General features: G+C 61.6%; 13 protein-coding genes. All 13 read left to right on the top strand.

The features are described 5' to 3' along the window. The first annotated feature begins 69 nt into the window (after window positions 1-69). Window positions 70-669: an RNA polymerase sigma factor RpoE gene (gene rpoE / locus AYM40_RS14685; protein ID WP_063496847.1), complete on the top strand. Its 600-nt coding sequence runs from the start codon at window positions 70-72 to the stop codon at window positions 667-669. Window positions 670-751: 82 nt separating this feature from the next. Beyond that, a complete protein-coding gene (locus AYM40_RS14680) occupies window positions 752-1,378 on the top strand; it encodes a sigma-E factor negative regulatory protein (RefSeq protein ID WP_063498030.1) in 627 nt (208 codons plus the stop codon). Between the two features lie 4 nt (window positions 1,379-1,382). After that, a complete protein-coding gene (locus tag AYM40_RS14675; RefSeq protein WP_063498029.1) occupies window positions 1,383-2,426 on the top strand; it encodes a MucB/RseB C-terminal domain-containing protein in 1,044 nt (347 codons plus the stop codon). Between the two features lie 38 nt (window positions 2,427-2,464). Beyond that, a complete protein-coding gene (locus tag AYM40_RS14670; protein WP_063496846.1) occupies window positions 2,465-3,988 on the top strand; it encodes a DegQ family serine endoprotease in 1,524 nt (507 codons plus the stop codon). After that, window positions 3,985-4,275, top strand: a complete 291-nt coding sequence (locus AYM40_RS14665) for a glutaredoxin family protein (protein WP_063496845.1) — start codon at window positions 3,985-3,987, stop codon at window positions 4,273-4,275. Before AYM40_RS14670 ends, AYM40_RS14665 begins: the two co-directional genes overlap by 4 nt. A 248-nt stretch (window positions 4,276-4,523) precedes the next feature. Further along, the gene (gene lepA / locus AYM40_RS14660; RefSeq protein WP_063496844.1) at window positions 4,524-6,317 is read left to right on the top strand and encodes a translation elongation factor 4; all 1,794 of its coding nucleotides are present in this window, start codon (window positions 4,524-4,526) and stop codon (window positions 6,315-6,317) included. Between the two features lie 18 nt (window positions 6,318-6,335). Beyond that, a complete protein-coding gene (lepB, locus tag AYM40_RS14655) occupies window positions 6,336-7,229 on the top strand; it encodes a signal peptidase I (RefSeq protein ID WP_063496843.1) in 894 nt (297 codons plus the stop codon). Window positions 7,230-7,404: 175 nt separating this feature from the next. Then, window positions 7,405-8,790 (top strand): ribonuclease III, encoded by a 1,386-nt coding sequence (gene rnc / locus AYM40_RS14650; protein WP_063496842.1) that lies wholly within the window; start codon window positions 7,405-7,407, stop codon window positions 8,788-8,790. Between the two features lie 55 nt (window positions 8,791-8,845). Further along, window positions 8,846-9,745: a GTPase Era gene (gene era / locus AYM40_RS14645; protein ID WP_063496841.1), complete on the top strand. Its 900-nt coding sequence runs from the start codon at window positions 8,846-8,848 to the stop codon at window positions 9,743-9,745. Next, the gene (gene recO, locus AYM40_RS14640; RefSeq protein WP_063496840.1) at window positions 9,732-10,664 is read left to right on the top strand and encodes a DNA repair protein RecO; all 933 of its coding nucleotides are present in this window, start codon (window positions 9,732-9,734) and stop codon (window positions 10,662-10,664) included. Before era ends, recO begins: the two co-directional genes overlap by 14 nt. Beyond that, entirely contained in the window at window positions 10,661-11,425 is a 765-nt protein-coding gene (pdxJ, locus tag AYM40_RS14635; protein ID WP_063496839.1) for a pyridoxine 5'-phosphate synthase, read from the top strand. The genes recO and pdxJ overlap by 4 nt, the downstream gene beginning before the upstream one ends. 16 nt (window positions 11,426-11,441) lie before the next feature. Beyond that, window positions 11,442-11,885 (top strand): holo-ACP synthase, encoded by a 444-nt coding sequence (acpS, locus tag AYM40_RS14630; RefSeq protein ID WP_063496838.1) that lies wholly within the window; start codon window positions 11,442-11,444, stop codon window positions 11,883-11,885. Between the two features lie 70 nt (window positions 11,886-11,955). After that, on the top strand, window positions 11,956-12,984 hold the full coding sequence (gene nagZ / locus AYM40_RS14625; RefSeq protein ID WP_063496837.1) for a beta-N-acetylhexosaminidase: 1,029 nt from the start codon (window positions 11,956-11,958) through the stop codon (window positions 12,982-12,984). Window positions 12,985-12,986 lie beyond the last annotated feature (2 nt).

Raw genomic sequence — 12,986 nt, 5'->3', positions numbered from 1 at the left:
ACGTGCCGCGCTGATGGGGACGCTACAATGGTCCCCCGCCATGCGCCCAATAGTTAACGGATTTATCAGGTGAGCGAAAAAGAAATTGATCAGGTGCTGGTCGAGCGCGTCCAAAAGGGCGACAAGGCCGCGTTCGAGCTTCTGGTCTCCAAATACCACCGTAAGATTCTGCGGCTGATCTCCCGCCTCGTGCGCGACCCGGCCGAAGTGGAGGACGTCGCCCAGGACGCCTTCATCAAGGCGTACCGGGCGTTGCCGCAGTTTCGCGGGGAGTCGGCCTTTTATACGTGGTTGTACCGGATTGCGGTCAATACGGCCAAGAACTACCTTGCGACCCAAGGGCGGCGGGCACCGACTTCGACCGAAGCAGATGCTGAAGAAGCTGAAACTTTCTCGGACGCCGACCAACTAAGGGATATCAACACGCCTGAGTCGATGTTGATGAGCAAGCAGATCGCTGAGACGGTCAATGCTGCGATGGCGGCTTTACCGGAAGAGTTACGCACCGCCATTACTCTTCGTGAAATTGAAGGTTTGAGTTACGAGGAAATCGCTGAGATGATGGGTTGCCCAATTGGCACAGTCAGATCACGAATTTTCCGCGCTCGCGAAGCCATTGCGGCAAAATTGCGTCCGTTGCTTGACACACCCGAAGGCAAGCGCTGGTAAACACCGGCCCGCCGGGCGGGGCGCGGGTGCAATATCTGGATTAGTGGTGTCACTACGGGGTATTTGTAAGATGGGGAGCATCATGGGGTCGGTCTCGATGCAATCGCAAGCCAGTTCGCGCGGCGAGCGTCTGTCCGCTTTTGTCGACGGCGAGTTGTTCGGCGAAGAGCATCTGAACACGTTTGTTTCCGAACTGGACGGCGAAGATCGTATCGCCTGGTCGTGCTATCACCTGATCGGCGACGCCCTGCGTTCTGACGATCTGGCGGTCAGCCCGGCGGCGAGCAGCGCGTTCCTGAGCGGTTTTGCCGCACGTTTCGACAACGAGCCGCATGTGCTCGCGCCTGCCGCAATGCCGGTTGCACGCCGTTTGCTGGCGCTGCGTCGCCGCGTTGTGCCAGCCTTTGCTGTCGCCGCTGCCGCTGCCACGCTGACCTGGATCGTCGTGCCGCAACTGCAAGGCGTGCCGGGCGGCCCGGGCGTGGCACAAGTCGCGTCGATCCAATCGCATGGCGACTCGCTGCAACGTGTGGCCATGGCATCGGTGCCGGCGGCTACGCTCCAGCCGGTTGCGCAAGACGCCAACATCATTCGTGACGCCAGTCTCGATCAGTATCTGGAAGCTCACCAGCAATTCGCGCAACAACCGGTCATGCCGGGCTCGATGCCGCTGATTCGCGCTGCCGCCGTTTCTACGCAAGGCCAATAGTTTGATGCAGACTCCGCGGTTGAATAAAACGACTATCTGGGGGCGGCTGCCGGCATTTCTGTTCTGCGCGGCCGTATTGTTGTCCGCTACACCGCGGGTCTTTGCACAAACCGACGATCCGCTCGTCGCCCGTCGCACGGCCGCAGAGCTGCTCGATCGAATCCATCTGGCCGCCCAGCAGCAGAACTACGAAGGCGCGTTCGTCTACCAGCGCGGCAATTTCGTTCAGACGTCGCGGATCACGCACTACGCGACCCGCACGGACGGCGAATTCGAGCAACTCGAAAGCCTCGACGGCAAGCCGCGCAAAATGCTTCGCCACAACGAAGATCTCTATACGTTCGTGCCTGAGCGGCATCTGTGCGTGGTCGAGAAGCGCCAGAACAAAGATTCGTTTCCTGCGCTGCTGGCTGTAAGCGGCGAGCAGGTGCTGTCTGTGTATGAGCCGAAGCTGCTCGGCGACGACCGCGTAGCGGGTATCGACAGCCAGGTGATCGAGCTCGATCCGAAAGACGCGTACCGCTTCGCTTACAAGCTGTGGGCCGACAAGAAGACTGGCCTGCTACTGCGTGCGCAGACGCTTGACCCGAACGGACAGGTGCTCGAGCAGTTGTCGTTTTCGCAGATTCGTATCGGTGTGCCGGTCGACAAGACCGCCATCGTCAACGGCATTCGTAATACGACAGGTTGGACAGTAGTGCGTCCGCCGGTCGAGCCGGTCGATATGGCTGCGCAAGGCTGGCAGATCACGCCGACGGTGCCGGGCTTCCGCAAGATTCGCGAACTGCGTCGCCCAATGGCTGCGCGTGACGCGGGCCAGCCGACCATTCCGGTCGATCAGGCCGTATTCTCCGACGGCCTCGCGGCCATTTCGGTGTTTGTCGAACCGGTCGAGAACAACACCCGCAAGGAAGGGGCAGGCAGCAGCGGCGCCACACACGTGTTGGTCAAGCGGCGCGGCGACTTCTGGATTACTCTGCTTGGTGAAGTGCCCCAGACCACGTTGCAGCAATTTGCGTCTGCCATAGAATATAAAGCTCCGAAGTAATCCTCCGAATCACTCGAATCCCTCGGCTTGCTACGTATATGACGACTTTCTCGGTGCGCAAACTCCTCGCGGCCGCGGTGGTAGTGGCGTGTTTGCCGCTCGTGCCGCACACGGCGTCGGCGGCTCCAGCAGCCAATCTGCCTGACTTCACTGACCTCGTCGACAAGGTTGGCCCAGCAGTCGTCAACATTCGCACGACCACACGCGTGTCGAATAGCAGTGCCCGTGGCGGATTGCCGCCGGGCATGGACGACGGCGACATGTCGGAGTTTTTCCGCCGTTTCTTCGGCATTCCGTTGCCGCAGTCGCCGCAGTCACCTGGTTCGCCTAGTTCGCCGCGCGGTGGCGATAACGGTGGGAGCGGTAGTGGCGGTAGCCAGGACTCGCCGGATAACAGCGATTCCGAACAGAACAGCGGCGTCGGCTCGGGCTTCATTCTGTCGGCGGACGGCTACGTGATGACCAACGCGCACGTCATAGACGACGCGGACACCATTTACGTCACCCTCACCGACAAGCGCGAGTTCAAAGCGAAGCTGATCGGCGTGGACGATCGGACCGATGTTGCCGTCGTGAAGATCAGCGCGGCCAATTTGCCGACCATCACGATTGGCGACTCGAACAAGGTTCGGGTGGGCGAGTGGGTGGTCGCGATCGGTTCGCCGTTCGGTCTCGAGAACACGGTGACGGCCGGTATCGTCAGCGCCAAGGGGCGCGACACGGGCGATTATCTGCCGTTCATTCAGACCGATGTGGCCGTCAATCCGGGGAATTCAGGCGGTCCGCTGATCAATATGCAGGGCGAAGTGATCGGCATCAATTCGCAGATTTACAGCCGCACTGGCGGCTTCATGGGCATCTCGTTCGCGATTCCGATCGACGAGGCTATGCGCGTGGCCGACCAGCTTAAGACCTCGGGTAAGGTCGTGCGCGGCCGGATCGCGGTGGCAATCGGTGAAGTGACGAAAGACGTGGCCGATTCGCTGGGTCTGCCGAAGGCGCAGGGCGCGCTGGTCAGCAGCGTCGAACCGGGCGGTCCGGCGGACAAGGCTGGCGTGCAGCCTGGCGACATCATCCTGAAGTTCAACGGCCATTCGGTCGACACGGCAACGGATTTGCCGCGCATGGTCGGCGATACGAAGCCGGGCACCAAGTCGACCATCACGATCTGGCGCAAGGGTCAGACGCGCGATCTGCCGGTCACGATTGCCGAGATGCAGCCGGACAAGACCGCCAAGGCGGACGATAAAAAACCGCCGGCGCCGAAGCAGCGCGCCACGAACGTGTTGGGTCTTGCCGTTAGCGATATCCCTGCTGACCAGATGAAGGCGCTGAAGCTGCACAACGGTGTGCAGATCGACGCGGTAGACGGTCCGGCCGTGCGCGTCGGGCTGCAAAAGGGCGACATTGTCCTGCGTGTGGGCGATACGGACATCACGAGCGCAAAGCAGTTCGACGACCTGACCGCACATCTTGACCCGCAGAAGATGGTCGCGCTGCTGGTCCGCCGTGGCGAGAACACGCAGTTTGTGCCGATTCGTCCGCGCAGCGCGCAGAAATGAAGAGGGTGGCGCCGCTCACGCTCTACGGGCGCGCGTGGTGCCACTTATGCGACGACATGCGCGCCGCGCTAGCGCCTTTGCTGGCTGAGTTCGGTGCGCAAGTCGTCGTGATCGACGTCGACACCGATCCCTTGCTGGAAGCGCGTTATAACGAACTGGTGCCGGTTCTGGTCTGCGACGGCGTCGAACTGTGTCACTATCACCTTGATGTGGTGCGGGTTCGTGCCGCACTCGCCGCACGCCTTGTGGCGGCGCATTTGGGATCGTCGCATTTGGGATCCGAATAAGGGTCCAACCCAGGCGCGAACGTGCGCCGCTCACACCCCGTTTCACGCTTCTCCTGTCGATCAGAGTTGGCGCTTCAGCGCTTACTCTGATCCCATGCACGATAGTTGCTGAGCCGTCTTTTCCGCCCGAGCCTCGCAAGATGCGCCGGGCGATAGCCTTTTCGGCTAAAATAGATAGGTTTTTCACCTACTTACAAGGCGTGCTCCGCTATTGTCCGAGCGCGCCTTTTTCGCTTGATCGGTACTGAATGGATCATATTCGTAACTTCTCGATCATTGCGCACATCGACCATGGCAAGTCGACGCTCGCCGATCGCATCATCCAGATTTGCGGTGGCTTGTCCGACCGCGAGATGGAATCTCAAGTGCTCGACTCGATGGATCTCGAACGCGAGCGCGGCATTACCATCAAGGCACAAACCGCCGCACTAACGTATAAGGCCCGTGACGGGCAGATCTACAACCTGAACATGATCGACACGCCGGGCCACGTCGACTTCTCGTACGAAGTCAGCCGCTCGCTGTCCGCGTGTGAAGGCGCGTTGCTGGTCGTCGACGCAAGCCAGGGCGTGGAAGCGCAAACCGTGGCCAACTGCTACACGGCGATCGAGCTGGGCGTCGACGTGATTCCGGTGCTCAACAAGATCGACTTGCCCGCCGCGAACCCCGAGAACGCAATCGAAGAAATCGAAGACGTGATCGGTATCGACGCGACCGACGCGACACGTTGCAGCGCGAAGACCGGCCTCGGCGTGGAAGATGTGCTCGAAGCGCTGGTCGCTAAAGTGCCGCCGCCCAAGGGCGATCCGGAAGCACCGCTGCAGGCACTGATCATCGACTCGTGGTTCGACAACTACGTGGGCGTCGTGATGCTGGTGCGTATCGTCAACGGCACGCTGCGTCCGAAAGACAAGATCCGCATGATGGCGACGGGCGCGCAGTATCCGGTCGAGCATATCGGCGTGTTCACGCCGAAGTCGAAGAACCTCGAATCGCTGTCCGCTGGGCAGGTGGGCTTCATCATCGCCGGCATCAAGGAATTGGCCGCCGCGAAGGTGGGCGACACCGTCACGCTGGTGAACCGTCCCGCAGCCGAGCCGCTGCCCGGCTTCAAGGAAGTGAAGCCGCAAGTGTTCGCCGGTCTCTATCCGGTCGAAGCGAACCAGTACGACGCGCTGCGCGACTCGCTTGAAAAGCTGAAGCTGAACGACGCCTCGCTGCAATACGAGCCGGAAGTGTCGCAGGCGCTCGGCTTCGGTTTCCGTTGCGGCTTCCTCGGTTTGCTGCATATGGAGATCGTGCAGGAACGTCTCGAGCGTGAGTTCGACATGGACCTGATCACCACGGCGCCGACTGTGGTGTACGAAGTCCTGCAGCGCGACGGCACGACCATCATGGTCGAGAATCCGGCCAAGATGCCGGAGCCCTCGAAGATCGAAGAAGTGCGCGAGCCGATCGTCACCGTGAATCTGTACATGCCGCAAGACTACGTCGGCTCGGTGATCACGCTGTGCACGCAAAAACGCGGCACGCAGATCAACATGCAATATCACGGCCGTCAGGTGCAGTTGACCTACGAAATTCCGATGGGCGAAGTCGTGCTCGATTTCTTCGATCGTCTGAAGTCGATCTCGCGCGGCTACGCGTCGATGGACTACGAGTTCAAGGAATACCGCGCAGCGGACGTCGTGAAGGTCGACATGCTGATCAACGGCGACAAGGTGGATGCCTTGTCCGTGATCGTGCACCGTTCGCAGAGCCAGTATCGCGGCCGTGAAGTGGCGGCGAAAATGCGCGAGCTGATTCCGCGTCAAATGTACGACGTCGCGATTCAGGCCACCATCGGCTCGAACATTATTGCGCGCGAGAACATTAAAGCGTTGCGTAAGAACGTGCTGGCAAAATGCTACGGCGGCGATATTAGCCGTAAGAAGAAGCTGCTGGAAAAGCAAAAGGCAGGCAAGAAGCGAATGAAGCAGGTCGGGTCCGTCGAGATTCCGCAAGAGGCTTTCCTCGCGATTCTGCGTGTCGAAGACAAATAAGACGAACAACGGAACCCTATGAATTTTGCGCTGATTCTTTTTGTGCTCGTCATTTTGACGGGCGTCGCATGGGTCGCAGACAAACTGGTTTTCATGCCGCAACGGCGGCGCGCGGCAGAAGCCGTGGTCGCTGAGTTCGACCGCCAGCAGGCACGTGTCGGCGAGCGTTTCGCCGACGAAAATGCGGCGCAAACACGTGCCCGTCTGCGTGATGACAAGCTGCGTCAGCCGTGGTGGCTCGAGTATTCGGCGAGCTTTTTTCCGGTGATTCTGGTGGTGTTCGTGGTGCGCTCGTTTGTGGTCGAGCCGTTCAAGATTCCTTCGGGCTCGATGGTGCCGACGCTGCTGGTGGGCGACTTCATCCTCGTCAATAAATTCGACTACGGCATCCGTCTGCCGATCACCAACACGAAGATCACCGAAGGCCGTCCGCTCGAGCGTGGCGACGTCGTGGTGTTCCGCTACCCGAAAGACGAATCCGTCGACTACATCAAGCGCGTGATCGGCCTGCCGGGCGACACCGTTGCTTATCAGGACAAGCAACTGACGATCAACGGCAAGCCGGTGCCGGAAACGTCGTTGCCCGACTATCTCGACGAAGAGCGCCTCGGCTACGCAAAGCAATTCGAAGAAGATCTCGGCGGCCGCAAGAACGCGATTCTGAACAACCCGGCCGTGCCGCCGTTCATCGTCGGCGCGGAAGATTATCCATATCGCGATAACTGCACGTACAACGCGCGCGGCGTGATCTGCAAAGTGCCGCCGGGTAATTACTTCATGATGGGCGACAACCGCGATAACAGCGCGGATAGCCGCTACTGGGGTTTTGCGCCGGATAAGAATATCGTCGGCCGCGCGTTTTTTATCTGGATGAACTTCAGCGATCTGAAACGCATCGGCTCATTCCATTGAGCACGCATGCCTTGATCGCATGACACGCCGCGCCGGTGGCTCACACTTAGCTCACCTCAGTCGCGGCGTGTTCTCACGCTACTTTAAGAATCCGCGGTAACGTCGCTTCACCACGCTTTTTCCGCTGGCCGTCCCGCGTTTTCGCCGGGGCAAGCGCCCGCGTTATACTCTGCCCATGCCCCTATCTCCGTTGGAAAGCCGTCTGCGCTACGAATTTCGCAATGCGGAATTGTTGCGCCAGGCTTTAACGCACCGCAGTCATAGTTCCACGCACAACGAACGGCTCGAGTTCCTCGGCGACTCCGTTCTAAATTGCGCGGTGGCTGCGCTTTTGTTCCAACGTTTCGGCAAACTGGACGAAGGCGACCTGTCGCGCGTCCGTGCCAATCTGGTCAAACAGCAGTCGCTTTACGAAATCGCTCAGGCCCTCAATATCTCCGAGGGCCTGCGTCTCGGTGAGGGTGAACTGCGCAGCGGTGGCTTCCGCCGCCCGTCGATCCTTGCTGACACGCTGGAAGCCGTGCTGGGCGCGGTGTTCCTCGACGGCGGGTTCGATGCCGCCCAAACGGTCATCAAGCGCCTCTACGTGCCGATTCTCGATCACATCGACCCGCGCACGCTCGGCAAAGACGCCAAGACGCTGTTGCAGGAATATCTGCAGGGTCACAAGATCGCGTTGCCTACGTACACGGTCGTCGCGACTCATGGTGCGGCGCACAATCAACAATTCGAAGTCGAATGCACGGTGCCGAAGCTGGATGTCAAAGTGTCCGGTTCCGGCGCGAGCCGTCGGGCGGCCGAGCAGGCTGCGGCCAAGAAGGCGCTTGATGAGGTGATGGCCGCCGCGCCCGCCGTGGTCGCCAAGCCCAAGCGTTCGAAAGGCGCCCGTGCGGCGAAGAATACCGAGCAGGAGATCGTGCCCGGCGTGACCGGCGTACAGGCCGCGCTCGATTTGCGCAGCCCGGATCGCAAGAGCGAGCGCGGTGCCGGGCGCGGTGAGGCCCGCCCCGCGCCGACGGCGGAGTTCGCAGCCGAACGCCCGACTCTGACTGCGGCGCCCGCGCCGCTGGCTGTGATTCGTGCCGCGCACGTGGAATACAGCGGGCAGGACAAGCCGGAGCGCGCGGATAGGGCGGAACGAGCCGATAGGGCAGCCGCCCACGCGAACGACAGGTCTGCTGACAAAGCAGCGGCGGACAAGCCAGCCGAAAAGCTGGACGTCAAATCCACTGAAGTCAGATCCGAAGGCGCCAAGCCCTCGGACCCAAAGCCCGTCGACGTGAAGCCCACGGACGCCAAGCCCTTAGAAGCGAGGCCCGCAGAAGCCAAACCCGTAGACGTGAAGCCCACGGACGCCAAGCCCGCAGACGCCAAGCCCGAAGAAACAAAGCCCGTCGACGCCAAACCGGAAGCCGCCGCCGTCCGCATCGCCGACAAACACCGCAGCCGGGACACCACTCCTGGCGCAGCCGTGCCCACGCCTGGCGTGCCGGCACCGATCGAACACGAACCCGGCGTAGCCGATGCGGTGCAAACCCGCATCGCCGATGCGGGCCATTGATTGCCGTCGGCGCGCCATTCCCCGCGTGTCGATCTGAACTTGCCGTAGCCCGAATATGAACGCTCCCACTCCCACTGGTTTTCGCTGCGGCATGGTCGCGATCGTCGGCCGCCCGAACGTCGGCAAGTCCACGCTGATGAACGCTCTGGTCGGCCAGAAAGTCAGTATCACGTCGCGCAAGGCGCAGACTACGCGCCACCGCATCACCGGTATTCATACGCTTGAAGACGCGCAGTACATCTTCGTCGACACGCCGGGTTTTCAGACCAAACACAGCGGCGCGCTGAACCGTTCGCTCAACCGGGCGGTCACGTCCACGCTGAGTTCGGTTGACGCGATCCTGTTCGTGATCGAAGCCGGCCGCTTCGGCCCGGACGACCAGAAGGTGCTCGATCTGATCCCGCCGTCGGTGCCCACACTGCTGATCGCCAACAAGCTCGACCGCGTGTCGGATAAGGACTCGCTGTATCCGTTCATGCTGCAGGTGAGCGCGCTGCGCCAGTTCAACGAGATCGTGCCGCTGTCGGCGAAGAATCCGGAAGACATCAAGCGGTTGATGGAGACCATCAAACCGTTCCTGCCGGAAGGCGCGCCGATCTACGGCGAAGACGACCTGACCGATCGCAGCGAGCGTTTTCTCGCCGCTGAAATCCTGCGCGAAAAGGTATTCCGTTGGACTGGCGACGAACTGCCGTACACGAGTACCGTACTGATCGACAAATTCGAGACAGAAGGGCGTCTGCGCCGTATTTTCGCGACCATCCTGGTGGAGCGCGATACGCAAAAAGCGATGGTCATCGGTCAGAAGGGCGCCAAGCTGAAGCAGATCAGCACCGAAGCGCGCCTTGACATGGAAAAGTTGTTCGACGGCCCGGTGTATCTGGAAACCTTCGTCAAGGTGAAGAGCGGCTGGGCTGACAACGAAGCCGGACTCCGTGCGTATGGGTACGAATGACGCGTGGATGACGCTGAATTCCGACGCTGACCCGGACGATTCGGCACCGGCAGCGCCGGCGCGCGAGCCGTCCAAACCCGCTCGCACGACCAAAAAATCCCCGTCGAGTGCGAGAAGCGCTGATGGTGCTCAAAGCGGTACGCAAAGCGCTGACGGCGAGCCGCGCAAAGCACCCACACGCCGCGCGCCGCGCACCTCTGCTTCCGATTACCGGATCGCGGAGCAACCCGCTTTCGTCCTGCATAGCTATCCGTACCGTGAGACTAGTCTGATCATCGACGTGCTGTCGCGCGATCACGGCCGGCTTGCGCTCGTCGCGAAGGGAGCGAAACGTCCGCACTCCGCCTTGCGCGGCGTACTGCAAACCTTCCAGCCGCTCGCGTTGTCATGGTCGGGCAAATCCGAGGTGCGCACGCTGACCGGCGCCGAATGGGTCGGCGGTATGTTGCCTTTAGCGGGCGACGCGCTGCTCTGCGGTTTCTACGTCAACGAATTGCTGGTCAAATTCTGCGCGCGCGAAGACCCGCATCCGCAACTGTTCCATCACTACGTCGTCACGATGACGCGCCTCGCGCATGACGAACCACCCGTGCAGGTGCTACGTTCGTTCGAACGTGTGCTGCTGCGGGAAACCGGTTATGCGATGGCGCTCGATCGCACGGTCGCACGCAAAGCGGTGCAGGCCGATGGCCGCTACGTGTTCGACCCGGAGCGCGGCGTGCGCGAAGCCTCCGACGATCTGCCCGCACAATGGCCGGTGATCGCCGGACAGACCTTGCTCGATATGGAAAAGGACGATTACCATCGAGCGCAGACGGTGGCACAAAGCAAAACGCTAATGCGCTTTCTGCTCAACACTTACCTTGGCGGCACGCCACTCGCGACGCGCCAGATACTGATCGACTTGCAGAACTTATGAGCTTCTTTCTTACGTCGCCGAATGTGATTGACCTGGGCGTGAACATCGATCACGTCGCCACGCTGCGCAACGCGCGCGGCACCGCTTACCCCGATCCGATCCGCGCCGCGTTGATGGCCGAAGAGGCCGGCGCGGACGTGATCACGCTGCATCTGCGTGAAGACCGCCGCCATATTGTCGACGCCGACGTGCGCAAGCTGCGGCCGCTGTTGAAAACGCGCATGAATCTGGAATGCGCGGTCACGCAGGAGATGCTCGACATTGCGTGCGAAGTGCAGCCGCATGACGTTTGCCTCGTGCCGGAAAAGCGCCAGGAATTGACGACTGAAGGCGGCCTCGACGTCGCCGGCCAGTTCGAAGCCGTGCGCGCCGCATGCAAGCAACTCGCCGAAGCGAACTCGCGCGTGTCGCTCTTCATCGATCCGGACGAAACACAAATCCGCGCCGCGCACGAAGCGGGCGCACCGGTGATCGAACTGCACACAGGCCGCTATGCCGAGGCGCACGATCCCGCCGAGCAGCAGCGCGAATATGAGCGCGTGGTGCGTGCCGTCGAGTTCGGCGCAACGCTTGGCATCAAGGTCAATGCAGGCCACGGCCTGCACTACACCAACGTCCAGCAGATCGCCGCGATCGAAGGCATCGTCGAGTTGAATATTGGCCACGCGATTGTCGCGCATGCGATCTTCGCCGGCTGGGACAACGCCGTGCGCGAGATGAAGGCGATCATGGTCGCCGCCCGTCTCGGCGCAAGCGTGTAACGCCGCGGCGGCGAACATGACGATCTACGGCATTGGCACGGACATCGTTCAGGTCAGCCGCGTGGCCGCGGTGATGACGCGCACCAACGGCCGCTTCGCTGAGAAGGTGCTCGGCCCGGACGAGTTGCGCGTTTATCACGCGCGCCACGCGCGTTCGGCGGCCCGCGGTCTCGCATTTCTCGCCACGCGGTTCTCGGCCAAAGAAGCCTTTTCGAAAGCGATCGGCCTTGGCATGCGCTGGCCGATGACCTGGCGCGCGCTGCAAACGCTCAACAAGCCGAGCGGCGAGCCGATGGTGGTTGCATCGGGCGAGCTGGCCGAGTGGCTCGGTGCGCGCGGCATCACGGCGCGTGTGACGATCAGCGACGAACACGACTACGCCGTGTCGTTCGTGATTGCCGAAACTGGGGAGGTGGCGCGAGGGGCGGATGCCCCTCATGCACCCGCCAGCGACGAATAAACAATATCTTGAACGCGGCGCACGTCGGCCGTGTCTCTCTTTGCCTCAAGCTTTTTTCTAGCGGAATTCGATGAAACTCACTCCCGGACCGGTCATGCTCGACGTGGTCGGCGCAACGCTGAACGACGACGATAAACGCCGCCTTGCCCATCCGATGACGGGCGGCGTGATCCTGTTCGCGCGCCATTACGAGAGCCGCGCGCAACTGATCGCGCTGACCAATTCGATTCGCGCGATTCGGGACGATCTGCTGATTGCCGTCGACCACGAAGGCGGCCGAGTGCAGCGTTTTCGCACCGACGGTTTCACGGTGCTGCCGGCGATGGGCAAGCTCGGCACGCTGTGGGACAGCGACGTGTTGCACGCCACCAAGGTGACGACCGCGGTCGGCTATATCCTCGCGGCCGAATTGCGCGCGTGCGGCATCGATATGAGCTTTACGCCGGTGCTGGATCTGAATTACGGCCAGTCGCAGGTGATCGGCGACCGCTCGTTCCATCGCGATCCGCGCGTCGTGGCCCTGCTGGCGAAGAGCCTCAATCACGGCCTCGCCTTGGCCGGCATGAGCAATTGCGGCAAGCATTTTCCCGGGCACGGTTTTGCGCACGCGGACTCGCACGTTGCGATGCCGGTCGACGACCGTTCGCTCGACGAAATCCTGCGCGAGGACGTGGCGCCGTACGACTGGCTCGGCGTGTCGCTCGGCGCCGTGCTGCCCGCCCATGTGGTTTATCCCCAGGTCGACTCGAAGCCGGCGGGCTTTTCGCGTGTCTGGCTGCAGGACATCCTGCGCAAAAAATTGCGCTTCGAGGGGGCGGTCTTCAGCGACGATCTTTCGATGGAAGCCGCGCGCCAGGGCGGCACGCTGACCGAAGGCGCGAGCGCCGCGCTGGAAGCCGGTTGCGACATGGTGCTGATCTGCAATCAGCCGGACGACGCGGAAAAGGTGCTGGACGCGCTGCGCTTCACGCCGTCGAAGGAATCGCAGCAGCGGCTCAAACGCATGCGGCCACGCGGCAAGGCGCTGAAGTGGAGCAAGCTGGTCGCCGAGCCGCAGTATCTGCAAGCGCAGACCTTGCTGCGCAGCGCGTTTGCATGAGC

The organism is Paraburkholderia phytofirmans OLGA172, from assembly GCF_001634365.1.
Lineage (GTDB): Bacteria > Pseudomonadota > Gammaproteobacteria > Burkholderiales > Burkholderiaceae > Paraburkholderia.
The sequence above is the reverse complement of the archived record's forward strand: the minus strand, read 5'-3'. Positions and strand labels throughout refer to the sequence as shown.